This is a genomic window from Stappia sp. (assembly GCF_048261845.1).
Classification (GTDB): Bacteria; Pseudomonadota; Alphaproteobacteria; order Rhizobiales; family Stappiaceae; genus Stappia.
This window is the reverse complement of sequence record NZ_JBLXFR010000019.1, coordinates 50435-74825: the sequence shown is the minus strand read 5'-3', so window position 1 is coordinate 74825 and position 24391 is coordinate 50435. Positions and strand designations below refer to the sequence as shown.

The following is a 24391-nucleotide window of genomic DNA, read 5'->3' as shown; positions in this document are numbered from 1 at the left end:
CGGCGAGCGCCGGCAAGGTTCCAAGCTTCGATCTGATGCGGGTCGAGAAAGACGGGTCGACCGTCGTTGCCGGACAATCCGAGGCCGGCGCCATCGTGGCGCTGCTGTCCAACGGCAAGGTGGTGGGCAAGGGCATCGCCAACGCGTCGGGCGAATTCGCCATCGTTCTCGACGAACCGCTTGCACCCGGCGCCCATGCGGTAACGCTGGAAATACGCGACCAGAGCGGCGCGACACTCGGCACCTCGACCCAGTCGATGGCCGTCTCCGTGCCGGAGACCCCTGAGGGCGACGTGCTGGTCCTGCTGAACGAGCCGGGCGCGCCCTCGCAGGTGCTGCAGAAACCGCAGATCGCCGATGTCGGCGCGCCAGTGGCAGGCGGGACCGCAGGCAGCACGGCAACGGGCGACGGGGCGACGACTGTCGCCGATGCCGGCCCGGCCGCCGGCGGCAATGCACAACCCGCAGCGCCGGTGGCAAGCGCCCCGCAGGACAGCGCCGCGACGACAGAGGGCGGCGAGCCTGCCAGGGCCGCGCAGACCGATACGGCGGCAACCGGCACGCAGACGGCAGGCGCGCCGGTCGACGGGACACAGCCAGGCGCCACCGGGGAAGCTCCCGCTGCAGCATCAACGGCAACGCAGACGGCAGATGCGGGCAGCGCAGCCACTGCGCCCGAGCAGCCGGCAGCCTCGAGTGCCGCTCCCGCCGGTGCCCCTGCCGGTGCTCCCTCCACTGTCACCGGGGCACCCGCCGCCGGCGAAGGCACGGGCGGCACGTCCGCTCCCGTCACGGTCGAGGCGGTGGAGACCGAAAAGGACAAGGTCTTCGTCGCCGGCGCGGGCGAGCCGAACAGCGACGTGCGCGTTTATGTCGACAACAAGCTTGTCGGCGAGGCGAAGACCGATTCCGGCGGCCGCTGGCTGCTGGAAACGCAAGGCGAGGTGAAGCCGGGCGAGGTCGCGGTGCGGGCCGATCAGGTGAAGCCCGGCGACGGCGCCGTCGTGGCGCGCGCCGAGGTGACCTTCGAGAAAGAGGCCGATGCCATCGTCCTGCGCCCGGTCGCGCTGACCGGCACCGCCGGCGCGGGCTCGGGCGACAGCGCCAGCACCGGCACGCGGGCGATCCCGAGCATCATCATCCGCACGGGCGACAATCTCTGGACGATCTCGCAGCGGCGCTATGGCGAGGGCCTGCGCTACACGACGATCTACCAGGCCAACAAGGACCAGATCCGCAATCCGGACCTGATCTATCCCGGCCAGGTGTTCATGATGCCGGAAGGCGACCGCAACTGGCCGCAAGCCCCCTCCTCCGGCGGCTGAGGCACGGGCCGGACATCCAGGGCGCGCGTGCCGCAGGCAGGTTGTGGCGCAGACCGCATGGTACGGGCACCCAGTCGTCGCCCGCGCCCTGTCCCACGTCACGCCTGCCGCATCCGGCGGGAGCACTCACGCTTGCCGAGGTTGCCAATGGGTCCCGGCTCTCCGCTGCGCTCCGGCCGGGATGACGTCCGAGTGGAAGGAAAGCTCCGTGCGCCGCTGGCAGCATCATGCCATGGAGGGAGCGGGCGTCCGGTGCCCTGTCAGGCCGAAAGCGAGCGGGCGCCGTCGAGAATGAGGCGCGTGGCGATGCGGGCATAGTCGGCGCGGCTGACCGGACCGCCGTCGCGAAACCACAGATAGTGCCAGTTGACCATGCCGAAGAGGCTCATCGTCACCGGCTTGAGCAGCACCGAGCCGTCGGCGGCAAGCGCCGGCACGGCATCGGTGAGCGCCCCGGCGAAAAGCGCGACGAGGCGCCGCTCGCGCTCCTTCAGTTCCTCCTGCTGGGCGGGGGGAAGGCGCTTCATCTCGTTGATCTGGATCTTGTGTTCGGCGTTGGCGTCGCGATAGGCGTCGAGCAGCGCGGAAACGCAGGCTAGCAGCCGCTCCTCGCCGGAAAGACCGGGCGCCACGGCCTCCTCCACCGCCTCGATCAGCTCGTCGAGATGATCGCGGATGATGTCGAAGAGGAGAGCGTCCTTGTTGGCGTAGTAGTGGTAGAGCAGCGCCTTGGAGACACCGCAGCCGGTGGCGATCTGGTTCATCGAGGAGCGGTCGAAGCCCTGTTCGGCAAAGAGCTCCGCCGACGTTTTCAGGATCGCCTTGCGCTTGTCGTCATAGTCCTCGGCGCGCGGGCGTGCCATGTCTCGAAATCCCCTCGTCGGAACCACCGCGAGCCCGTGCCCGCGGCGGAAAATCGCGTTTCGTGTCGGTGGCCGGCCTGCCTATCAGTCCTTCGGCCGGTTGTCGACAACACGCTTTGCCTTGCCCATGGATCGCTCCAGGGTGCCCGGATCGGCCACCGCGACACGCGCGCTGACGCCGATCACGTTCTTCAGATGCGCCTTCAGCTCGGCGGCGGACGCCGCGCGCTGTGCATCGTCGGCATGGGAGGAAAGCGCCTCGACGTGGACGGTCATTTCGTCCATCCGGCCCTTGCGTGTCAATTCCACCTGGTAATGCGGCGACAGGCCGTCGATGCGGAACAGCTGTTCCTCGATCTGGGTCGGGAAGACATTGACGCCGCGCACGATCATCATGTCGTCGGAGCGGCCCGTGACCTTTTCCATGCGGCGCATGGACCGCGCCGTGCCCGGCAACAGGCGGGTCAGGTCGCGGGTGCGGTAGCGGATGACCGGCATCGCCTCCTTGGTCAGCGAGGTGAAGACCAGCTCGCCGATCTCGCCGTCGGGCAGCACCTCGCCCGTGACCGGGTCGATGATCTCGGGATAGAAGTGATCCTCCCAGATGTGCAGCCCGTCCTTGGTCTCGACGCATTCGTTGGCGACGCCCGGCCCCATCACCTCGGAGAGGCCGTAAATGTCGACGGCATGCATGTCGAAGGCCTGCTCGATCTCCTCGCGCATGGCATTGGTCCAGGGTTCCGCGCCGAAGACGCCGATCCGGATCGATGAGGACCGCGGATCGATGCCGCGCGCCTTGTACTCGTCGAGAATGGCCAGCATGTAGGACGGCGTCACCATGATGACGTCCGGCTTGAAATCCTCGATCAAGGTCACCTGGCGCTCGGTCATGCCGCCGGAAATCGGCACCACCGTCATGCCGAGCTCTTCCGCGCCATAGTGGGCGCCAAGGCCGCCGGTGAAGAGGCCGTAGCCATAGGCGACGTGGCAGATCATGCCGGGACGCGCGCCGGCGGCACGCAGCGACCGGGCCATCACCGTCGACCAGGTCCTGATATCGTTCTTCGTGTAGCCGACCACAGTCGGCTTGCCGGTCGTGCCCGACGATCCGTGCACCCGCACCACCTGTTCGCGCGGCACGGCGAAAAGGCCGAACGGATAATTGTCGCGCAGGGTCTGCTTGTGGGTGAAGGGGAATTTCGCCAGGTCCGCCAGCGTCCTGATATCGTCGGGATGGACGCCGGCCTCGTCGAAGCTCTTGCGGTAATGGGCGACGTTGTCATAGGCGTGGCGGACCGACCATTTCAGCCGCTCGAGCTGAAGGGCTTCGATTTCGTCGCGGGACGCGGTTTCGATGGGATCGAGGTCGCCCGGCTTGGGTGCCAGATCGAGCATGGATATCCTCCCGGATGATGCACGCAGCCGCTTTGCGGGCCGCTTGTTGCCGTTCATGTGAAGCCGGAAACGCAAATGCCTTACTGCTCGGGCAGCAGCGTTCCCCTGATGGTGCGGGAATTGCCCCGAAACTCGGCCAGCACCTCGCCGGCGCCGTTGGTGACGGTGACGTCTGTGATACCCGAGCGTCCCTCGCGCCAGCGCTCCACCGCCGTCGCCACCAGCCGCTCGCCAAGCCGGCCCGGACGCAGGAAGGAGACCGCGCAATGGCTCGCCACGGTGTTCTGGTTGTGGCTGTTGCAGGCAAAGGCGAAGGCCGAATCGGCGAGCGTGAAGAGGAAGCCGCCGTGGCAGATGCCGTGACCGTTGACCATCGCGTCGGTGACCGTCATGGCGATGACGGCGCGGCCCGAGGCAACCTCGACGATCTCCATGCCGAGACCCTGGCTGGCCTTGTCGCCGGCCCACATGGCATCGGCACAGGCGCGCGCCAGCTCGTCCGGGCTCATTGCCGACGCATCCCCGGCAGGGGTGCCCGCGGAGCTCATGCGTCGTCTCCCGGGACATGGCCTTCCGGCGGACGGCCGGTGAAGGCCGGCGCGCGCTTGCCCATGAAGGCGGCCACGCCTTCCGCATAGTCGGGCGAGCGGCCGGCAAGGCCCTGAAGGTCGCGCTCAAGGTCGAGCTGCGTGTCGAGGTCGTTTTCGGAGGAGGCTTCCAGCGCCTGCTTGACGAGGCCGAGACCGAAGGTCGGCGCGGCGGCAAGCTCGCCGGCAAGGCGGCGGGCTTCCGTCATCAGCTCGGCATCGGGAACCGCCTTCCAGATCATGCCCCAGCTTTCCGCCTGTTCGGCCGGAACCGGGGTTGCCAGCATGGCCAGCGCCTTGGCCCGGGCCAGCCCGACGAGGCGCGGCAGCGACCAGGTGCCGCCGCTGTCGGGAACGAGGCCGATCTTCGAGAACGCCTGGATGAACTTCGCCGATTGCGCAGCCAGGACGATGTCGCAGGCCAGCGCGATATTGGCACCGGCACCGGCGGCAACGCCGTTGACCGCGCAGACGACGGGCTTGGGCAGCGCCTTCAGCCGGCGCAGCAGCGGATTGTAATTGGCCTCGATGGTGCGGGTGAGGTCGGGCGGCGCATCGCCCGGCGCGGTCACCCGGTCGCCGAGGTCCTGCCCGGCGCAGAAACCGCGCCCCGCCCCGGTGAGGAGCAGGCAGCGGATGTCCGGATCGCGCTCGGCCGTGTCGACCGCCGCGCGCAACGCGGCATGCATCGCCTCGTTGAAGGAATTGAGCTTGTCCGGCCGGTTCAGCGTCACGACCAGCACGCCGCCGTCGCGCTCCACGAGCACGGGTGCCGCATCGGCCCCGTTGCCATCACCTGCCCCGTCCGAAGACGTCCTGTCCACTGGCATGCGCCCTCCCCTTCGCGCCGGCTCGCCTCCCCCCAACGCTTCGCGGCAAGGGAGGGAACCGGTCGTCCTCGTGATTTTTCACTTGACTGACCAACCGGTCGGTTAATTATTATGATCGTCAATCGGGCGCTGTCAATCGCGCCGCGACCAACAAACCGCCCCGCCCTCGCCGGGCACCTGGAACAGGCCGGGTGCCGCGCATCGCAGGAGGCGGGCAAATACAGGCGGCGCGTCCGCCGGGAGGACTGCCGGCAGCCCCGGACACGGGAGGCAGGCAGGCGCAAGACCCGGTCCGCGCGCCACAGGGAGACAGGCATGGCCGGATTTTTCGACAGGCACAAGGCGACCCTCGACAAGGCGGTGGAGACGATCCGCAGCCGCGGCTCCTGGTCGGCCTACCCGGAAATGCCGTCCGGAAAGGTCTATGGCGAGACCGCCAAGGAAGACGGCGAGGCCGCGTTCAAGGCGCTTGTGGGCCAGCCGTTCGAGCTCGACCAGCCGACCGGCGGCGGGCGCACCGGCCACGAGGTCAGCCCCTATGGCCTCGATCTCGGCATCACCTACCCCGGGATCACGCCGGACATGGCGGTCGCGGCCGCCAGGACCGCGATGCGCGGCTGGGCACAGGCAACGCCGGAGGCACGCGCCGGCGTCTGCCTCGAGATTCTCGCCCGCATCAACGCGCAGAGCTTCCTCTTCGCCCATGCGGTGATGCACACGTCCGGCCAGGCCTTCATGATGGCCTTCCAGGCCGGCGGCCCGCACGCCCAGGACCGGGGCCTGGAAGCCGTCGCCTATGCCTATGACGAGATGAGCCGCATCCCCGGCCATGTGCGCTGGGAAAAGCCGCAAGGGCCGAAGGATCCACTCGTCCTCGACAAGCAGTTCCGCATCGTGCCGCGCGGGCCGGCGCTGGTGATCGGCTGCGCCACCTTCCCCACCTGGAACAGCTATCCGGGCCTTTTCGCCAGCCTTGCCACCGGCAACCCGGTGATCGTCAAGCCGCATCCGGGCGCGATCCTGCCGCTGGCGCTGACGGTGCGGATCGGCCGCGAGGTGCTCTCCGAGGCCGGGTTCGACCCGAACGTGCTGCTGCTTGCCGCCGACACGGCGGAAAAGCCGCTCACCAAGGAGCTGGTGACCCATCCGGACGTCGCCATCATCGACTTCACCGGTTCGCCCGCCTTCGGCGCATGGGTGCGCGAAAACGCGGCAGGCAAGCTGGTCTACACGGAGGAAGCCGGCGTCAACTCGATCGTCGTCACCGGCACGGATTCGCTGCGCGGCATGGCCGGCAACATCGCCTTCTCGCTGTCGCTCTATTCCGGTCAGATGTGCACCGCGCCGCAGAACGTCTACGTGCCGCGCGAGGGCATCGACACCGACGAGGGACACAAGTCTTTCGACGAGGTGGCCGGCGCGATCAAGACCGCGATGGACAAGCTGCTCGGCGATCCGCAGCGCGCTGCCGGCGTGCTCGGCGCGGTGCAGAGCGATGCAACGCTGAAGCGGGTGGCGGACGCCCGCAAGCTCGGCACGGTGCTGCGCGAAAGCACAGCCGTCGAAGGCATGGACGGGGCGCGCTCGGCGACGCCGCTGATGCTTGCCGTCGACGCCAGGGACGAGGCCGCCTATCTGGAGGAGCGCTTCGGCCCGATCAGCTTCGTCATCGCCACCGACGGGGCCGATGACGCGATCGCCAGGGCCTCGGCCTCGGCGAAGACGAAAGGCGCGATCACGGCGGCGCTCTATGCGACGCGGGAAGACGTGATCGACCAGGCGGCGGATGCCTTCGCCGATGCGGGCGTCGCGCTCTCCGTCAACCTGACCGGCGGCATCTTCGTCAACCAGTCCGCCGCCTTCTCCGACTACCACGTCACCGGAGCGAACCCGGCCGGCAACGCCTGTCTGTGCGACAGCGCGTTCGTCGCCAACCGTTTCCGCGTGGCCGCCATGCGCCGCCCGGTCGCGGCGTAGGTCGGGCGGGGGCAAGCCCCCGCCGCCGACGGAAGACCGGAAAAAGAACTGCAACAATACCCCTGGGAGGAAACCATGGCTCGTTTTGCAAAATATCTCGGCGGCGCGGCGCTTCTCGCCGGCGCGGCCTTCGCCTGGACCACAACCGCCTCCGCCGACACGATCAAGATCGGCGCATCGCTGGCGGTGACCGGCCCGGCCTCGTTCCTTGGCGACCCGGAAGCCAAGACGCTGGAAATGTATGTGGCGAAGATCAACGAGGCCGGCGGCGTCAACGGCAAGCAGCTGGAACTCGTCGTCTATGACGACAGCGCCGATGCCAACAAGGCCCGCACCTTCGCCACGCGGCTCGTGGAGGACGACGAGGTCGTCGCCGTGGTCGGCGGCTCGACCACCGGCACGACGATGGCGATGATCCCCGTGTTCGAGGATGCCGGCATCCCGTTCATCTCGCTGGCCGGTGCGGTCGTGATCATCGACCCGGTGAAGGAATTCACCTTCAAGACGCCGCATACCGACAAGATGGCCTGCGAGAAGATCTTCGAGGACCTGAAGGCGCGCAGCCTCACCAAGGTCGGCCTGATCTCGGGCACCGGCGGCTTCGGCAAGTCGATGCGCGAACAGTGCGTTTCGGTGACCGGCGACTACGGCATCGAGATCGTCGCCGACGAGACCTACGGCCCGGGCGATTCCGACATGACCCCGCAGCTCACCAACATCAAGAACGCGGCCGGCCTGCAGGCCGTCGTCAATCCGGGCTTCGGCCAGGGGCCGGCGATCGTCACCCGCAACTACAAGCAGCTTGGCATCGAGGTGCCTCTCTACCAGAGCCACGGTGTCGCCTCCAAGTCGTTCATCGAGCTTGCCGGGGACGCGGCCGAAGGCGTGCGTCTGCCGGCATCCGCCCTGCTCGTCGCCGACAAGCTGCCGGACAGCGACCCGCAGAAGGCCGTCGTCGCCGGCTACAAGACCGCCTATGAAGAGGCGACCGGCCAGCCGGTCTCCACCTTCGGCGGCCATGCCTATGACGGGCTGATGATCCTCGTCGATGCGATGAAGCGGGCCGGCTCGGAAGATCCGAAGGCGATCCGCGACGAAATCGAGAAGACCACCGGCTTCATGGGCACGGCGGGCGTCGTCAACATGACGGCGGACGACCATCTCGGCCTCGACCTGACGGCCTTCCGCATGCTCGAGATCAAGAGCGGCGACTGGACCCTGGTCGAGTAAGCCAAGCCGTCTCGAACACGGCCGCGCCGTACGGGAAGCCTTCCCGCGCGGCGCGGCCGAACCGGCCCCCTTCCCGCATTCGGTCCGGCAACGCGGCCGGCAGACGGCCATGACCATGGCCGGCGCGGCGAACAACACGGCGAGCCCATGCCCGAACTGCTGCAATTCTGTGTTTCCGGCCTGACCGTCGGCGCGGTCTACGCGCTCGTCGCGCTCGGTTTCACCATCATCTACAACGCCTCGGACGTGGTGAATTTCGCGCAAGGCGAGTTCGTCATGATCGGCGGCATGACGACGGTCTTCGTCGCGGCCGCCGGCGTGCCGCTGCCGCTCGCCGCGCTCATTGCCATCGCGGTCGCCATGGGCATCGGCCTGCTGCTGCACCGGCTCGCCATCGAGCCGGCGCGCGGCGCCTCCGCCGTGACGCTGATCATCATCACCATCGGCGCCTCGATCTTCCTGCGCGGGCTGGCGCAGGTGGTCTTCGACAAGCAGTTCCATTCGCTGCCGGCGTTCTCCGGGGACACGCCGATCGCCTTCGGCGGCGCGGCGATCCTGCCGCAAAGCTTCTGGGTGCTGGGCGGGGCGGCGGTGATCGTCGTGCTGCTGTGGGCCTTCTTCAACCGCACGCTGCTCGGCAAGGCGGTGCTGGCGACGGCGGCGAACCGGCTGGCGGCGAAGCTCGTCGGCATCAACACCTCCTTCGTCGTCGGCCTGTCCTTCGTGCTTTCCGCCGCCATCGGCGCCATCGCCGGCATTCTCGTCACGCCGATCACCCTGACCAGCTACGATGTCGGCACGCTGCTCGCCCTGAAGGGCTTCGCCGCCGCGATGCTGGGCGGCATGGGCAATCCGCTCGGGGCGGTGGTCGGCGGGCTCGCCGTCGGCCTGCTGGAAGCCTTCGGCGCCGGCTACATCTCCTCCACCTACAAGGACGCCATCGCCTTCATCGTCATCCTCGCCGTTCTCTTCGTCATGCCGGGCGGGCTGTTCGGCAAGGCCAGCGTGGAGCGCGTGTGATGCTGAAACCCCTCCTCGCGCCCCGTTTCGCCGTGCCGCTCGTTCTCGCCGTGCTGGTGGTCGCGCTGTCCTTCGCCCTGCCCTCCAACTTCTACCTGCGGGTGGCGGCGCTCGTGTGGATTTCCGCGCTCGCCGTGATCGGACTGAACCTCCTGATGGGCTATGCCGGGCAGGTGAGCCTCGGCCATGCCGGCTTCTTCGGCATCGGCGCCTATGCGGTGGCCGTGCTGCCGGCGCAATTCTCGCTGCACCCGCTCATCGCGGCCCTTGCCGGGGCGGTCGCGGCGGGGCTCGTCGCCTATTTCGTCGGCCGCCCGATCTTCCGGCTCAAGGGGCATTATCTCGCCGTCGCCACGCTCGGCTTCGGCATGCTGATCGCCATGACGATCTCCAACGAGGCCTGGCTGACGGGCGGGCCCGACGGCATGCCGGTGGAACGGCTGACGCTGTTCGGCTGGCGGGTGCGCGGCGCCGACACCTGGTACTGGATCACCGGCGGGTTGCTCGTCATCGGCGCGTGGATCGCCGGCAATCTCGTCGCCAGCCCGACCGGCCGGGCATTGCGGGCGCTGCACGATTCGGAAGTGGCGGCCCGCGTTGCCGGCATCGATGTCGCCCGCGCCAAGCTGACCGTCTTCGTCATCTCCGCAATCTATGCCGCGACCGCGGGGGCCGCGCTCGCCCTGGTCAACGGCTTCGTCACGCCGGACAAGGCGAACTTCATGCATTCCATCGAACTGGTAACGATGGTCGTGCTCGGCGGCATGGGCTCGATCCTCGGTTCCGTCGCGGGGGCCGCGATCCTCGTCGTGCTGCCGCAGGTGCTGACCAGCTTCCATGACTACGAGCACATGGTGCTCGGCCTGATCATGATGGTGATCATGATCGTGCTGCGCTCCGGCATCGTGCCCGGCCTTGCAAGCCTCCTGCAGGGGAGACGCAAATGACCGTTTCCGCCACTCCCCTTCTCGCGGTCGAGGAAATCGGCATCTCCTTCGGCGGCGTCAAGGCGGTCGACCATGTCTCCTTCACCGCCAGCCCGGGCGAGGTGTTCTCGATCATCGGCCCGAACGGCGCCGGCAAGACGACGCTGTTCAACCTGGTGTCCGGCGTCTACCAGCCGAAAACCGGCAGCGTCCGGCTGGCCGGCGAGACCGTGACCGCGCTGGAACCGAACCTTTTGGCGGCGCGCGGGCTGTCGCGCACCTTCCAGAACCTGCAGGTGTTCTTCCGCATGAGCGCCCGGGAAAACGTCATGGTCGGCCGTCACCTGAAGGAGCGGCGCGGGCTCATTGCCCATCTGCTGGCGCTGCCCTCCACCGGCCGGCAGAACCGGGACAGCGCCGACCACGCGGACCGGCTGCTCGCCCGGGTCGGGCTTTCCGACCATGCCGACACGTTGGCCGCGAACATGCCCTACGGCGCCTTGAAACGGCTGGAGATCGCCCGGGCGCTTGCCGCCGAACCAAAGGTGCTGCTGCTCGACGAACCGGCGGCCGGGTGCAACCCGGTCGAGACGGAGGAGATCGAGCGGCTGATCCGCAAGATCGCCGACGAGGGCGTCGCGGTGGTGCTGGTGGAGCACGACATGAAGCTCGTCATGCGCATCTCGGACCGGATCCTGGTGCTCGACCAGGGCCGCATGCTGGCCGAGGGCGTTGCCACCGAGATCCGCTCCAACCCGAAGGTCATCGCGGCCTATCTTGGAACCCACGGCACGCGGGAGGCCAATCTTGCGCTCGACTGATCCCCTGCTTCACGTCGACGGCTTGCGCTCCGCCTATGGCCGGATCGAGGCCCTGCACGGCGTCTCGCTCGAAGTCGGCGCCGGCGAGATCGTCGCCCTGGTCGGGGGCAATGGCGCCGGCAAGACGACGTTGCTGCGCACCATCTCCGGCGTCCAGCCGATGAGCGGCGGCGGGCTCGCCTTCGAGGGACGCGACATCTCCCGGACAAGCCCGCATGCCCGCGTCGCCACCGGCATCGCCCAGGTGCCGGAAGGGCGGCAGATCTTCGCGCCGCTCGCGATCGAGGACAATCTCCGGCTCGGCGCCTATCTGCGCAAGGATGCCGAGATCGCGGCGGATCTGGCCCGGGTCTACGACCTCTTCCCGGTGCTGAAGGAACGGCGGAAGAACCCGGCAGGCGGGCTTTCCGGCGGACAGCAGCAGATGCTGGCCATCGGGCGGGCCCTGATGAGCCGGCCGAAGCTGCTGCTCCTCGACGAACCGTCGATGGGCCTTGCCCCGGTGCTGGTCGACCAGGTGTTCGAGATCATCACGAGGCTCAACCGCGAGGACGGGGTGACCGTCTTCCTCGTCGAGCAGAACGCCTTCGCGGCGCTTTCCATCGCAACGCGCGGCTATGTCATCGAGACCGGCGAGATCGCGATGGAGGGCAAGGGCTCCGACCTTCTGGCCGACGACCGGGTGCGGGAAGCCTATCTCGGGGTCTGAGGCAGGTTTCAGTAGATGCCGTTGGCGCGCTGCAGGGCACGGACATAGGCGGTGATCGCGGCGACATCCTGCGGGCTCACCCCCGGAACGGCCGGCATGTCGCCGAAGGTCCAGTGGTGCTGGCGCACGCCGCGCGCGGCGGCGAGGACGAACGCGCCATCGGCATGATGGCCCGGCTCGTAGACAAGATGCACAAGCGGCGGCGCGATTGCCGCGCGCCCGGCCGCGTTTTCCCCGTGGCAACTGGCGCAACTCGCGCCGAACAGGTCCCTGCCCCGCGCTTCGTCCCCTGAAAGCTCCGGCACGACCACTTGCACCATCGGCGTGCCGGCTGCCACCGTTTCGCCGGCGTCATCGCCGCCGGCAAGAAGACGGACGGCGACGGCGCCCGCAACGAGCGCCACCGCGCCGAGCAGCAGCGACACCCGTCCGGTCATCGGCGCGCCCTCGCCCGGCCAATATCCGGCATGGGTCCGCCGGCGAGATCCTCCAGAATCGGGCAGTCGGGCCGCGCGTCGCCGTGGCAGCACTGGACGAGACGCTCGAGCGTCGCCTTCATGCCCTGCAACTCGGCAATCTTGCGCTCGACCTCGCCGATCTTCTCGATAGCGACGGCGCGCACATCGGCACTGGCCCGGTGCTCGTCCTCGTAGAGCGAAAGCAGCGCGCGGCATTCCTCGATGGTGAAACCGAGGCTGCGCGCCCTTTGCAGGAAGCGCAGGCGGTGCACATCGGTTTCCGAATAGTCGCGGTAACCGTTGGCGGCGCGTGCCGGACGGATCAGCGCGATCTCCTCGTAGTAACGGATGGTCTTGGGCGGCAGGTTTGCAAGCGCCGCAGCGTCGCCGATATTCATGAAAACCGTCCCGGTCGGAGGATCGTCGTCCATAGTTGGGCCTTCCACCAACTGGAAGGTCAAGAGGTGTCATGGCGCGGCGGCGCCCCTCAGGGCCCGAGCGGCGACCAGACAGCTAGATCCCCATCCGGTCGAGCAGGCGGTAGGCGAGCACCGACGGCGCCAGGAACCAGGGATTGCCGGTGTAGAGGGGGCGCGTGGGGAAGGCCAGGCCGTCGAAGGCGGTCGCCCCTTGCGAAAGGCCCGCCGCCTGCTGGCCCATGCGCATGCCGAGATAACTCGCCATGCCGACGCCGGAGCCGCAATAGCCCATGGCGTGGTGAAGCCCCTCGTCATTGCCGACATGCATCATCTCGTCGAACGTATAGGCGACGAAGCCGACCCAGGAATGCGAGACGCGGGTGCCGGCCAGTTGCGGGAACAGCCGGATCAGCTCGTCATGCAGCCGGACAGCGCTCTTTTTCGGGTCCGTCTCGGAGAGCGACACGCGCCCGCCAAAGAGGATGCGGCGGCGGTCGGGCGACGGCCGGTAGTAATAGACGACGCGGCGCGTGTCGCAGAGCATGCGGTCCGTCGGCAGCACCTCGTCCATCACCGCTTGCGGCAGCTTCTCCGTCGCAATCACATAGGAGCCGATCGGGATCACCCGACGCCTGTGCCAGGGGCTGAGCGGCCCGCTGTAGCCGTTGGTGGCGAGGACCACCTTCTGCGCGAAGAGCGTGCCGCGCGGCGTTGTCAGGCGGAAGCCGCCCGGCACCCGCTCCAGCCCCTCGACGGGGCAATGAGAGACGATGCGCGCGCCGGCACGCTGCGCCACATCGAGCAGGCCGGCATGGAAGCGCCCCGGATCGACGCTGGCAACGCGCGGATAGACGGCGCCGCCGAAATAGGCGTCGGTGCCGATCTCCGCGTGCTGGTCGGCGCGCGCGACCGTATAGGCGCCGGTGTCGAGCACCGGATGCGGGCTCTCCAGCTCGCGCCGCATCGCCTCGAAGCGGCCCGGCGTGTGCGCGCCATGGAAGCGGCCGCAGACGGAAAAGCCGCAGTCGATCCCTTCCTCGGCGCCGAACCGGCCAACGTAGTCGCGCGAGGCCTCGCCTTCCTTCAGGATCGCGGCCGCCCGGTCGCGGCCGTGGCGACGGGTGAGCGCATCGAAATCCGGTTTTACCGACGTCGAGATCTGCCCGCCATTGCGGGTGCTGCAGCCGAAACCGGCGGCCTGTGCATCGAACACCAGCACGCTCGCGCCGGCGCGCGCAACCGCAATCGCGGCGTTGAGCCCGGTATAGCCTGCGCCGACGACCGCCACATCGACCCGTTCGGGCAGCGGCGCGCGGGCCTCTACGGCCTCGTCCGCCGGTGGCGGCGTCTCGTCCCACCAGTAGGGTCGCGGCTTGAAATCGGGTGTGAAGATGTCGCTCATGACAGAGGTATCCGGTCGCTGGCGTGGTCTTGCAGGATCATGTCCGCGCCCTTCTCCCCGACCATGATCGCCGGCGCGTTGGTATTGCCGGAAATGACGGTCGGAAAGATGGAGGCGTCGACAATGCGCAGGCCCGCAAGCCCGTGCACCCGCAGACGCGCGTCGACGACATCCACATCCGGATCGGGACCCATCCGGCAGGTGCTGACGGGATGGAACACGGTGCCGCAGCGGGCGCGGATGTCGGCGACGAGATCCTCCGCCGACTGCACCTGCGGTCCGGGCAGGATTTCCTGCGCGATCACTTCGGCAAGGGCGGGCGTCGCAGCAAGCTCGCGCAGGAAGCGCGCGCCCTCCAGCATCTCCTGCAGGTCGTGGTTGGTCGACAGGTAGTTCGGGTGGATGGCCGGCGGCTCGAACGGATCGGCGGAGCGGATTTCCAGACGGCCCCGGCTTGTCGGACGGGTCGGCTGGATGCCGAGCAGGAAACCGGGGAACGGGTCCGGGTTCATCAAGGGGCGCTTGCCCGGCGGGGCCTTCGTGTAGCTCACCGGCGAGAAGAAGAGCTGCATGTTCGGCCGGGCGAGGTCAGGCCGGGTGCGGAAGAAGCCGCCGCCCTGGTTGACGCCGAGCGACAGCGGCCCGCGCCGCATCAGCACATAGCGCAGGCCGTGCCAGAGCTTGCCGCGAAACGGGCGAAGCTGCTGGTTCAGCGTCGGCACCTTCGAGCGGTAGAGATAGTCGAGGCCCAGGTGATCCTGCAGGTGCCGCCCGACGCCGGGCATCTCGTGCAGCACCTCGATGCCCTTGTCGGCAAGCAACGCACCCGGTCCGACGCCGGAGAGCTGCAGCAGTTGCGGCGAGTTGACCGCGCCGGCGGCAAGGATCACCTCACGCGCGGCAAACGCCGTCCGCCTCTCTCCCTTGCGCATGTATTCGATGCCGGTGGCGCGCCTGCCCTCGAAGAGGATCCGTGTCGCCTGCGCATGCGTCTCGACGCGCAGGTTGGCCCGCCGCCGCGCCGGATGCAGGTAGGCGCGCGCCGCCGACATGCGCAGACCGCCCTTGGCCGTGTTCTGGTAGAGCCCGACGCCTTCCTGATCGGCGCCGTTGAAGTCCGGATTGCGCTTCAGGCCGGCCTGCTCGCCGGCGGCGAGATAGGTCTGGCACATCGGGTGCAGGTCGCGCGCCAGGGTGGCAACGTGAAGCGGTCCCTCGCCGCCGCGCCAGTCGTCGGCACCGGCATCGTTGGTCTCGGACTTGCGGAACCAGGGCAGCACGTCGTCCCAGCCCCAGCCGGGATTGCCCATCGCCTTCCAGTCCTCGTAGTCCTGCGGCTGGCCGCGGATGTAGACCATGGCGTTGATCGAGGAGGAACCACCGAGCACCTTGCCGCGCGGCCAGTAGGAGGTCCGCCCGCCAAGGCCCGGATCCGGCTCGGTCGTGTACATCCAGTTGATGCGCCGGTCGTAGAAGGCCTTGCCGTAGCCGATCGGCATCCAGATCCAGAAATTGAGGTCGCTGCCGCCGGCCTCCAGAAGCAACACGGTGTAGCGGCCGCCGGCGCTCAGCCGGTCGGCCAGCACGCAGCCGGCCGAACCGGCTCCGACGATGATGAAATCGACTTTTGTCATGGCGGCAGGCGAACCTTCAGGAAGCGGCCTGTCACGCTGCACCGCGATAGCGACCAGTGCAAGCAGGCCGGAGCCGAGCATCAGGACGAAGGAAACGAGAAAAGCGACCGTCAGACAAGCCACAAGGACGGTCGAACCATGAGCGGCAACCGCGAACTCCCGGCAAGGGGTCCGGCGCAGCGGCACCCTCCCCGACCCTCCCCCCGGCCTCCCCACTGGCCTCCCCACCGGCCTCCATCCCGACGGCGGTTTGCGGCCCGGCGTAGCGATTCCCGGCAAGGTCCGGCAGGAGATGTCGCGGCACTTCCATGCCGGCAAAATGCCGGATGTTCCGTCATATCGACGATACACGGGCATTTTCCGACACGATGTGTCCTCTTCAGCGGACGAAGCGGCAGCTATCCTGAGGCCAGACCCTGTTTCCCGTGGAGGACCTTCATGAACACCTGGCCAGTTCTCGTTGTCGGCGCCGGCAAGATCGGACGCACCATTGCCGCCCTGCTCGCCTCCACCGGCGACTATGAAGTCACCATTGCCGACCGCGACGAGACGGCACTGGCCGCCTCGCAGCGGCCGGGCGTTGCCATCAAGCGCGTCGATCTCGCCGACGAGGAGGCGCTGGTCGCGGCGCTTGAGGGCAAGAAGGCGGTGCTTTCCGCGGCCCCCTTCTTCCTGACCGGAACCATCGCGCGCGCGGCCAAGCGTGCCGGCGCGCACTATCTCGACCTCACCGAGGACGTCGCCTCGACCCGCGAGGTCAAGGCGCTGGCGGAAGGGGCGAGCATCGCCTTCGCCCCGCAATGCGGGCTGGCCCCGGGCTTCGTCTCCATCGCCGGCAACGATCTTGCCAGCCGTTTCGACAGGCTCGACACGCTGACGATGCGCGTCGGCGCGCTGCCCCGCTACCCGACCAACGCGCTGAAATACAATCTCACCTGGTCCACCGACGGCTTGATCAACGAATATTGCAATCCGTGCGAGGCGGTGGTCGACGGCGAGAAGACGCTGCTGCAACCGCTCGAGGGCTACGAGACCTTCTCGCTCGACGGGATCGACTACGAGGCCTTCAACACCTCCGGCGGGCTCGGCTCGCTGGCGGAGACGCTGGCCGGCAAGGTCAAGAGCCTGCGCTACCTGACCGTGCGCTATCCGGGGCATCGCGACATCATGCGCATGCTGCTGACGGATCTCGGCCTCAAGGACCGCCGCGACCTGATGCGCGACGTGCTGGAAACCGCCGTGCCGATCACCCGCCAGGACGTGGTTCTGGTGTTCATCACGGCCTCGGGTCGGCGCGCCGACCAGCGCGAGCAGATGTCCTCGGTCTACCGGGTCACCGCGCAGGACTTCGCCGGCGAGACATGGAGCGCGATCCAGATCACCACCTCGGCCGGCATCTGCGCGACGCTCGACATGCTGCGCGAAGGCAAGCTTCCGGCCCGCGGTTTCCTGAAGCAGGAGAGCATCCCGCTGACCCAGTTCCTGGCCAACCGCTTCGGCCGCGTCTATGCCGACGGCGGCGCGGCGGGAGCGGACCACACTCCGGCCCGCGTGGCGGCCTGACCCGCGAGCCGGCATCCGGACAGGGCGGTGACAGCGCCCGCCCTGTCATTTTTTCGCGAACCGGCACGCGCCCCGGTTCGGACCCGATTGCCCTATAATCAGAAGGACGACACGATTCCCGGATGACGCGGGGCCGCCCGCGTCCGGAGGCGCGACTGCATGCTCGAAACACTGAACCTGGTGATCCTGATCGCTGCCGGCCTCGTCGCCGTGTCGGTGTTCACATCGCTGGTCAGCTTTCGGGTCGGTGCGCCCTTGCTGCTCGTCTTCCTGCTGGTCGGCCTTGCCGCCGGCGAGGACGGGCCCGGCGGCATCGCCTTTTCAGACACACGCACGGCCTATTTCATCGGCTCGATCGCGCTGGCGATCATCCTTTTCGACAGCGGTTTCCGCACGAGGCTCGCGACCTTCCGGCTCGCCGCCGCGCCGGCGCTGGCGCTGGCGACGCTCGGCGTCGCGATAACGGCAGGCGTCGTCGGCGCCGGCGCGCATTACCTGTTCGGCTGGGCCTGGACGGACGGGCTGTTGCTGGGCGCCATTGTCGGCTCGACCGACGCGGCCGCCGTGTTCTTCCTGCTGCGCGTCGGCGGGGTAAACCTGCGCGAAATGATCTCCGCGACGCTGGAAGTGGAATCCGGCTCGAACGATCCGATGGCGATCTTCCTGACGATGACGCTGGTCGGCATGATTACCGCCGGCGCGGTGGAGGCGGATGTCGCCGCAGGTGCGGACCTTGCGCTCGAACTTGTCCAGCAGATGGGACTCGGCCTCATCGCCGGCCTTGCCGGCGGTTATGCCATCGTGCAGATCGTCAACCGGGTCAACCTGGAGCCGGCGCTCTACCCGATCGTCGTTCTGGCGCTGGCGCTGGCGCTTTCCGGGGCCACCTCGCTCGTCGGAGGCAGCGGCTTCCTCGCCGTCTATGTCGCCGGCATCGTGTGCGGCAACGTGCGCATCCGCCAGCAACCGGCCCTGAAGAATTTCCAGGGCGGCATGACCTGGCTCGGACAGATCGGCATGTTCGTGACGCTCGGCCTGCTTGCGACGCCCTCGCAGTTCGGCGAGTTCGCACTGGAGGGCTTTGCCCTTGCCGCCGTACTGATCTTCGTGGCCCGGCCGTTTGCGGTATGGCTCTGCCTGCTGCCCTTCGGCTTCACCCGCAGCGAGATCGCCTTCGTCTCCTGGGTGGGACTGCGCGGCGCGGTCTCCATCCTGCTTGCCATCCTGCCGCTGATCTACGGCCTGCCCAACGCCCAGGAAATCTTCAACGTCACATTCATGATCGTGCTCACCTCGCTGGTGCTGCAAGGCTGGACCATACGCCCGATGGCGCAATGGCTGAAGCTGACGGTGCCGGCGCGCATGGGGCCGGTGGAGCGGATAGAACTGGAACTGCCCGGCGGACAGGACCATGAACTGGTCGGCTATACGGTGCATCCGGCGAGCGCGGTCGCCCATGGCGAGCGCATCCCCCGCTGGGCCCGGCCGGTGCTGATCCTGCGCGACGGACATGCCGTGCGGCTGCAAAAGGCCGGCAAGCCGCAGCCCGGAGACCGGATGTATATTCTCGCGACCGCCCGGCAGGTGCCGGTGCTCGATGCCCTCTTCGCCGGCGCAACGGCACAGGAACACGATCCGGCCCTGTTCGGCGATTTCGACCTCGACCCGGACGCAAGGCTCGCCGATCTCGGCGCGATCTACGGGTTCCGTGTCGAGAAGGGCGATGCGGGCCTGACCGTACGCGCCTTCCTCGCCCGGGAACTGGGCGACGACATCGAACCGACCGACCGGGTCGCCTATGGCGATATCGACCTCGTCGTGCGCGACATCGACGAGGATCACGGCATCACCGCCGTGGGACTGGCGGTGGAACATGTGGAGCCGGCCGAACCGGCCTTGCCGTTCTTCTTTTCGCGCGAGGACTTTTCCCGGGCCGGGCGGCGGATCGTCAACAAGGTGCGACGGCGGCGGGCACGGGCCAAGGTGCTGGCGCGGCGGCGCGCCGCCTATGACAAGCAGGAACCGGCACCGGAGGACGATACGCCCGGCGCGGGGGACGACGAGACGAGGGCGGACGCGGACTCCGCCGACACGCAACAGGGCGGCGATCCCCCGGACGAGGCTCCAGAACATGACGCGGCCAGGGACGGGAAGCCGGATGGGGAGCCGGACGGAAAGTCCGACATCTATCGCGGTCCGCTGTCTTGAGTGGCACATTTCGCGACGGGTTCAATCTCCGACCACGCAGACGGTTCTTGATCCACCCCGGCAGTAACCCCTCAAATGGGGGGTGATGTTTCCCGGATCTTTTCCCAATCTGGGGCCACTCAACCGTGAGCTGCCGTGACACTGGCGCCCCGGGGAGTCTAGACGGGAGGTTGACAAATGAAGCATTCGGGAATTTTTGCGGCCGCCGTATTCTGCGCCGCCTTGTTGGCCGGGTCGGCAACCGCGACCGCCGCCGGCCTCGGCGCGGACGAGTTCAAACAGGAACTCGTCGGCAAGACGATCACCTGGCACGGGGAAAAGAACCCTTCGGTCGGCGGCAAAGCCGTGTTCACCAACGACGGCGTCCAGAAGATTTTCGATCTCAAGGGCATCAAGGGCATGACGGAAGACACCGGCAAATGGTGGTTTGAGGGAAACAAGATCTGCAATCAGTTCAAGAAGATACGAAAAGGCAAGAAAGCCTGCCAGGACGTCACGAGTTTGGGCGGCGGGAAATACCGGATGGGTTCTTCCATCTTGCAGAAATAACCGAATACTTCAGGCGTTTCATTAAAACTTCAGGGCGTCAGCCAGCGATCGAGCAGTCGAACCAGTTCTGACTGACGCCCGACATTCATTTTTGCGAAGATCTGCTTGAGTGTCGACCGGCCGGTTTCGTAGGTCCACGACAACTCCTCGGCCGCCAAGGACACGGTCAGCCCGAGGGACAGCTTCTCGCAAAGCCGTTGCTCCGCTCCCGTCAAACCGTAGGCGGACGCCAGACCGCCGAGACCTGCAGAATGCGCCACCGCGGTCATTTTCCTGAAACGGACAAGCACCAGTCGGTCGAACAGGATCGGCACCGCGCTATCAGAACCGGGCAGGCGCGTGTAACTCACGGCCCAGGCTCCGCCGGACCCGACAACGCAGGAGCGCTCGACATCGACAGCGGGAGATCTCGCCAGACGCTTCACATCCCGCCGCATCCTCGCGCAGGCACCGCTTTCCCGAATGCCGATCATCCCCTTGAAACAAAAGAGAAATTCTCCGTCACGCAACAGGTCTTGGCCGGCTGTATTCGCATCCATCACCCGGCAGTCGGCATTGACCACAAAAGACGGCTCCGACCCGCATGCCGAAAGGGCACTCGACATGGACAGGTTCTGCATGGTCCGGACCTGAAGACGCGCGCTACGGAGGGCCCTTGAGACGACCGGACCCAAGTGCCGCGTGACCTCATAGACCTGCCGGTCATACTGCCCCGAAAGGCTGTTCGGGTAGTGGACGGCGAGATGCACGAGTTCGCCGTCGGTCGATCCCGCTTTCAGCCCGACGGCACTGTCGAAATCCCCGGCGCATCGCAACCAGTCTTGATAGAATTCAGTATGTTCTATCGTTGATGTCGGGAAAGTATTATTACAGACATGACAAGCACCCGTCTGCATGTGGAGCCAGTGCGGGTTCCAAGGGTTTATCCCAGAATAATAGTCCGCATAACTCTTCATGTAGGACCGGTCCAGGCCGGCATGAACCACGTTAAACGCCCTGTTCTCACCAAGATCATGCGTGATGATGGCAGCGAAGCTTCCAGCAAAAACATCCGTGTAAATTCTTGTTACCTCGTCCCACGAGCGAATGCCGTACGCGGCATCCTCGATCGCGTCCGCGAGTTCTCTTCTTGTCATATCAATGTCTATAGCATTTGACATGAGCACCGACCACTCACGAGGAAATCGAAACAGAGATAACGACCAAGAATTGCAATCAGAAGTTACTCCTGTCAAGAACAGGTTGTGACGAGCTCGCGACACAAATACTGTTCCCCTTCCCCGTCGACGTCACTTGCGCTGGAGGCAACCGAGATCAACCGAACGGGACATATGCGACATCGGCCTCGTCGCAAGCGATATCGACGAGGACCATGGCAGCACGGGTGCCAGGCTGGCGGCGGAGCACGTGACGCCGGACGGCAAATCGCGGCCCTCTCACCTGAGGTCCGGAGCTGAAAAGCGCTGGATATCGGCCAATTGCAAGATGACAGGCGCGCAACCGAAAACTACTCTGGATTGCGGTTCGATCCGAAGTTCAACAGTCCGGAGATGCTCTTGCCCATGACGCGTTCCCTGCCCCTTCTTGTCGTCGGCCTCGCGCTTCTTGCAGGCGCCTGCCGCTCCACCAACGCGTATGACACCATTCCCGGCGAGTTTCTCATTCTGAGCCAGTGCTCCTCGGAAGTCACCGACAACCGCTTCCTGTTCTCCGTCAAGACGACGACCGGCACTGTCGATCCGTCCAACCCGGTGCCGTTCGACGAGTTGATCTTCACCAGGGAAGAGCTGCGCCCGAGCGAGACCCCCGCAGCCGGCGGCGCAACGCCCGAGCAGGAACTGGCCGAGGCGAAGGAGAAGGTGAAACAGTGCTACACGGCCAAGCGGGCGAGCGGAGACTACCGGAAGCGCCCGAAGGCCTCTTGAGGCGGGCGGGCACACCGGCGGGCTGACGCGGGACACGCCTTATCGGGCGTTCTCGAACCTCTTTTCCAGCTCCGCGCAAGGGTTCGTGCGATCCTTGCGCGCGGTGAACCAGAGATAATCGTAGGGCGCGGGCACCCCGGCTGTCCCGCCGACATAAGTCGCCGGATCGCTCTCGCCCTCGGCCACCTCGACCAGGGCAACCGCAACGACGGTGGCATCGGGTTGCCGCCAGCGCAGGTAGCGCGGCACGCCGAAATCGGTTCGTGCATGACCGGCTCCGGCGATCAGGACCGCGCCGTCCGCGCCATTTTCAACGGCCGAGACCATCGCGTCCGCAAGCGTTGCATCGCGTAGTCGCTGGACGCCGACCAGCGGCATCAGCCCCGCACGCGGCATCATTCCGCAATGCCCTTCGAACAGCGTGTCGAGCAGGCCGGTGTCCGCCGTCTCGCCGAGCGGTTCGTCGAGTTGCAGCGCCTTACGGCGGGCCTTGCCGAGAACGCCGACCCCGCCGCGCGCAACGCCTCGCCGCTCGTCCCTTGGCGTGTCTCCGGCGACAACCGGCAGCGATGCGGCGAGCGCCACATCGAGGATCGGCCGGTAGATCGCATAGTCGGGCCAGCCGAGATCACGCCAGCCGAGCGCCGCACCGAACCCGTCCGCCGTTGCCCCTGCACCGCCCAGATAGGCGTCGACACGCGGCTGCAGGTCGCGAGGCAGCATCTCCAGCACCACGGCCGGTGCGCGCCCGGCCGCGACGGATGCCGCGAGCAAATGCGCCTGCAACGTGTGGTGACGGGGATTGTCGTGAATTTCGCCAAGAAGCGCGAAACGGGCGGCGGCAATTGCCGCACGAACCGCGTCCGGATCGACAAAAGCGCCGTCGGCGACGGACCAGACCCGCTCGTCGAGCGGATGCCGGCCTGCCGCCTCCCCCTCGACGCTCGCCGCTCCGGAGGCACGCAAGGAGGTGCTGCCGGTCAGGACACCTGCGAGGAGACAGGTGCAAAGGGCTGCCGCGAGAAGACCTGCGCTGCGAAACATGCGGCATCACTCCCTGCTGGCCCGACACGAAAAAGGCCGAACCCGTCGCGTCCGGCCCTTGCCCGTCATGGCGCTGGTCCATCACGCCCCGCCACCATGACGATCCGGTCCGGAAGGGTCGGTGTCAGACCGCGTTGAGGTTCTCGATCGCCAGGGCGATGCCCTGCCCGCCGCCGATGCACATCGTGACCAAGCCGTAGCGGCCGCCGGTGCGCTCGAGTTCATAGAGCGCCTTGACGGTGATGATGCAGCCGGTGGCGCCCACCGGATGACCGAGAGCGATGGCGCCGCCATTCGGGTTCACCCTGTTGGACGGGAAGCCCAGTTCCCGCATCACCGCGCAGGCCTGCGCGGCGAAGGCCTCGTTGGATTCAATCACATCGAAATCCGCTGCCGTCAATCCGGTGCGCTCGAACAGCTTCTGCACGGCCGGGATCGGACCGATGCCCATCACGTCGGGCGCGACACCGGCATGAGCATAACCGACGAGGCGGGCCATCGGCTTGAGGCCCCGCGCTTCGGCCAGCGCCCGGTCGGCGAGCACGACGGCGGCGGCGCCGTCATTGATGCCGGAGGAGTTTCCGGCGGTGACCGAACCGTCCTTGCGGAAGACGGGCTTCAGACCGCTCAGCGCCGAGATCGACGTATCGGCACGAACATGCTCGTCGGTGTCGAAAACGCTGACGTTCCGTCCGGCCTGCACCTCGATCGGCAGGATCTGCTCGACAAAACGCCCGTCACGGATCGCAAGGCCTGCCCGGTGCTGGCTGTCGACGGCGAGCGAGTCCTGCGCCTCGCGGCTGATGTTGTGACGCTCGGCGACATTCTCCGCCGTGATGCCCATGTGGCCGCCGCCGAAGGGATCGTTGAGCGCGCCGAGCATCATGTCATGCATGACCGCGTCGCCCATCTTGACGCCGAAGCGCGCGCCGGGGCTGGCAAAGGGAGCCCGGCTCATGGATTCCGCACCGCCGGCAAGGGCGTAATCGGCATCGCCAAGCAGGATCGACTGGGCCGCGCTGACAATCGCCTGGGCGCCGGAGCCGCACAGGCGGTTCAGCGTCAGGGCCGGCGTCTCCACCGGAATGCCCGCCTCCACCGCCGCGACGCGGGCAAGATACATGTCCTTGGGTTCGGTGTTGATCACGTGGCCGAAGACGACATGCCCGACTTCCTGTGCGTCAATCCCGGAACGGCGGACCGCCTCGGCGGCGACCTTTGCGCCCAGTTCCGTCGGGGGAACGGACTTCAACGCCCCTCCGAAGGCCCCGATGGCCGTGCGGACACCCGACAGGAAAACGACCTCGCGCTGCGTCATGAAAACCCCTTTTGCCCATCAAGCTGTAGTACAGGAAACCGGCGGGAACCGTATTGCGGGTTCCTGCAGGTGGCAAAGAAAATTTCAGATTTTCGCAATTTTCTTCATGCGCCAACAATCCCGGCAATGTTGGTCGCCTCAGGGTTACGCAAGGACACCTCGGCGACAACTTGATCGTGGCTCCGGAC

Annotated in this window: 22 protein-coding genes; 11 read left to right on the top strand and 11 right to left on the bottom strand. The window is 67.1% G+C overall.

Translation table 11 applies throughout. The features are described from left to right. A partial coding sequence (locus tag ACN0T5_RS10270; protein ID WP_417768536.1) for an Ig-like domain-containing protein occupies positions 1-1325 on the top strand: 1325 nt, incomplete at its 5' end. Between the two features lie 260 nt (positions 1326-1585). On the opposite strand, the gene ACN0T5_RS10265 is transcribed toward ACN0T5_RS10270, so the two are convergent. From ACN0T5_RS10265 to paaG, 4 genes are all read right to left on the bottom strand, one after another. Continuing rightward, a complete protein-coding gene (locus ACN0T5_RS10265; RefSeq protein ID WP_417768535.1) occupies positions 1586-2188 on the bottom strand; it encodes a TetR/AcrR family transcriptional regulator in 603 nt (200 codons plus the stop codon). An 84-nt stretch (positions 2189-2272) separates the two neighbouring features. Further along, positions 2273-3583, bottom strand: coding sequence for a phenylacetate--CoA ligase PaaK (gene paaK, locus ACN0T5_RS10260; protein ID WP_417768534.1), 1311 nt, complete (start codon positions 3581-3583; stop codon positions 2273-2275). Between the two features lie 80 nt (positions 3584-3663). Continuing rightward, entirely contained in the window at positions 3664-4131 is a 468-nt protein-coding gene (gene paaI / locus ACN0T5_RS10255) for a hydroxyphenylacetyl-CoA thioesterase PaaI (RefSeq protein WP_417768533.1), read from the bottom strand. After that, a complete protein-coding gene (gene paaG, locus ACN0T5_RS10250; protein ID WP_417768532.1) occupies positions 4128-5000 on the bottom strand; it encodes a 2-(1,2-epoxy-1,2-dihydrophenyl)acetyl-CoA isomerase PaaG in 873 nt (290 codons plus the stop codon). The genes paaI and paaG overlap by 4 nt, the downstream gene beginning before the upstream one ends. A 315-nt stretch (positions 5001-5315) precedes the next feature. On the opposite strand from paaG, the gene paaN reads away from it, so the two are divergent. From paaN to ACN0T5_RS10220, 6 genes are all read left to right on the top strand, one after another. Then, on the top strand, positions 5316-6977 hold the full coding sequence (paaN, locus tag ACN0T5_RS10245) for a phenylacetic acid degradation protein PaaN (protein ID WP_417768531.1): 1662 nt from the start codon (positions 5316-5318) through the stop codon (positions 6975-6977). A 75-nt stretch (positions 6978-7052) separates the two neighbouring features. After that, entirely contained in the window at positions 7053-8207 is a 1155-nt protein-coding gene (locus ACN0T5_RS10240) for an ABC transporter substrate-binding protein (RefSeq protein WP_417768530.1), read from the top strand. Positions 8208-8354: 147 nt separating this feature from the next. After that, a complete protein-coding gene (locus ACN0T5_RS10235) occupies positions 8355-9227 on the top strand; it encodes a branched-chain amino acid ABC transporter permease (protein WP_417768529.1) in 873 nt (290 codons plus the stop codon). Beyond that, positions 9227-10174 carry a branched-chain amino acid ABC transporter permease gene (locus ACN0T5_RS10230; protein ID WP_417768528.1) on the top strand — a complete coding sequence of 316 codons (948 nt, stop codon included), beginning with the start codon at positions 9227-9229 and terminating at the stop codon, positions 10172-10174. Before ACN0T5_RS10235 ends, ACN0T5_RS10230 begins: the two co-directional genes overlap by 1 nt. Further along, positions 10171-10974 carry an ABC transporter ATP-binding protein gene (locus tag ACN0T5_RS10225; protein WP_417768527.1) on the top strand — a complete coding sequence of 268 codons (804 nt, stop codon included), beginning with the start codon at positions 10171-10173 and terminating at the stop codon, positions 10972-10974. The genes ACN0T5_RS10230 and ACN0T5_RS10225 overlap by 4 nt, the downstream gene beginning before the upstream one ends. Before the next feature lie 4 nt (positions 10975-10978). After that, positions 10979-11683: an ABC transporter ATP-binding protein gene (locus ACN0T5_RS10220; RefSeq protein WP_417768538.1), complete on the top strand. Its 705-nt coding sequence runs from the start codon at positions 10979-10981 to the stop codon at positions 11681-11683. Between the two features lie 8 nt (positions 11684-11691). On the opposite strand, the gene ACN0T5_RS10215 is transcribed toward ACN0T5_RS10220, so the two are convergent. The 4 genes from ACN0T5_RS10215 to ACN0T5_RS10200 all read right to left on the bottom strand — a co-directional run bounded on the left by ACN0T5_RS10215 (position 11692) and on the right by ACN0T5_RS10200 (position 15596). Then, on the bottom strand, positions 11692-12120 hold the full coding sequence (locus ACN0T5_RS10215) for a c-type cytochrome (RefSeq protein ID WP_417768526.1): 429 nt from the start codon (positions 12118-12120) through the stop codon (positions 11692-11694). Beyond that, a complete protein-coding gene (gene cueR, locus ACN0T5_RS10210) occupies positions 12117-12539 on the bottom strand; it encodes a Cu(I)-responsive transcriptional regulator (RefSeq protein WP_417768525.1) in 423 nt (140 codons plus the stop codon). Before cueR ends, ACN0T5_RS10215 begins: the two co-directional genes overlap by 4 nt. 115 nt (positions 12540-12654) lie before the next feature. Then, on the bottom strand, positions 12655-13962 hold the full coding sequence (locus ACN0T5_RS10205; protein ID WP_417768524.1) for an NAD(P)/FAD-dependent oxidoreductase: 1308 nt from the start codon (positions 13960-13962) through the stop codon (positions 12655-12657). Further along, positions 13959-15596, bottom strand: coding sequence for a GMC family oxidoreductase (locus tag ACN0T5_RS10200; RefSeq protein WP_417768537.1), 1638 nt, complete (start codon positions 15594-15596; stop codon positions 13959-13961). The genes ACN0T5_RS10205 and ACN0T5_RS10200 overlap by 4 nt, the downstream gene beginning before the upstream one ends. A 438-nt stretch (positions 15597-16034) precedes the next feature. Here ACN0T5_RS10200 and ACN0T5_RS10195 point away from each other — a divergent pair, with 438 nt between their 5' ends. The 3 genes from ACN0T5_RS10195 to ACN0T5_RS10185 all read left to right on the top strand — a co-directional run bounded on the left by ACN0T5_RS10195 (position 16035) and on the right by ACN0T5_RS10185 (position 19916). After that, positions 16035-17159, top strand: a complete 1125-nt coding sequence (locus ACN0T5_RS10195) for a saccharopine dehydrogenase NADP-binding domain-containing protein (RefSeq protein WP_417768523.1) — start codon at positions 16035-16037, stop codon at positions 17157-17159. A gap of 159 nt (positions 17160-17318) precedes the next feature. Continuing rightward, entirely contained in the window at positions 17319-19367 is a 2049-nt protein-coding gene (locus ACN0T5_RS10190) for a potassium/proton antiporter (protein WP_417768522.1), read from the top strand. A 177-nt stretch (positions 19368-19544) separates the two neighbouring features. Beyond that, positions 19545-19916, top strand: a complete 372-nt coding sequence (locus ACN0T5_RS10185; protein WP_417768521.1) for a hypothetical protein — start codon at positions 19545-19547, stop codon at positions 19914-19916. A gap of 29 nt (positions 19917-19945) precedes the next feature. Here ACN0T5_RS10185 and ACN0T5_RS10180 read toward each other — a convergent pair whose 3' ends face one another. Then, positions 19946-21076, bottom strand: coding sequence for a helix-turn-helix transcriptional regulator (locus ACN0T5_RS10180; protein WP_417768520.1), 1131 nt, complete (start codon positions 21074-21076; stop codon positions 19946-19948). A 402-nt stretch (positions 21077-21478) separates the two neighbouring features. On the opposite strand from ACN0T5_RS10180, the gene ACN0T5_RS10175 reads away from it, so the two are divergent. Continuing rightward, a complete protein-coding gene (locus ACN0T5_RS10175; RefSeq protein ID WP_417768519.1) occupies positions 21479-21841 on the top strand; it encodes a hypothetical protein in 363 nt (120 codons plus the stop codon). Positions 21842-21880: 39 nt separating this feature from the next. Here the strand turns inward: ACN0T5_RS10175 and ACN0T5_RS10170 are convergent, their stop codons facing one another. Continuing rightward, entirely contained in the window at positions 21881-22885 is a 1005-nt protein-coding gene (locus ACN0T5_RS10170; protein WP_417768518.1) for a ChaN family lipoprotein, read from the bottom strand. A 124-nt stretch (positions 22886-23009) separates the two neighbouring features. Then, positions 23010-24203 carry an acetyl-CoA C-acyltransferase family protein gene (locus ACN0T5_RS10165; protein ID WP_417768517.1) on the bottom strand — a complete coding sequence of 398 codons (1194 nt, stop codon included), beginning with the start codon at positions 24201-24203 and terminating at the stop codon, positions 23010-23012. Positions 24204-24391 lie beyond the last annotated feature (188 nt).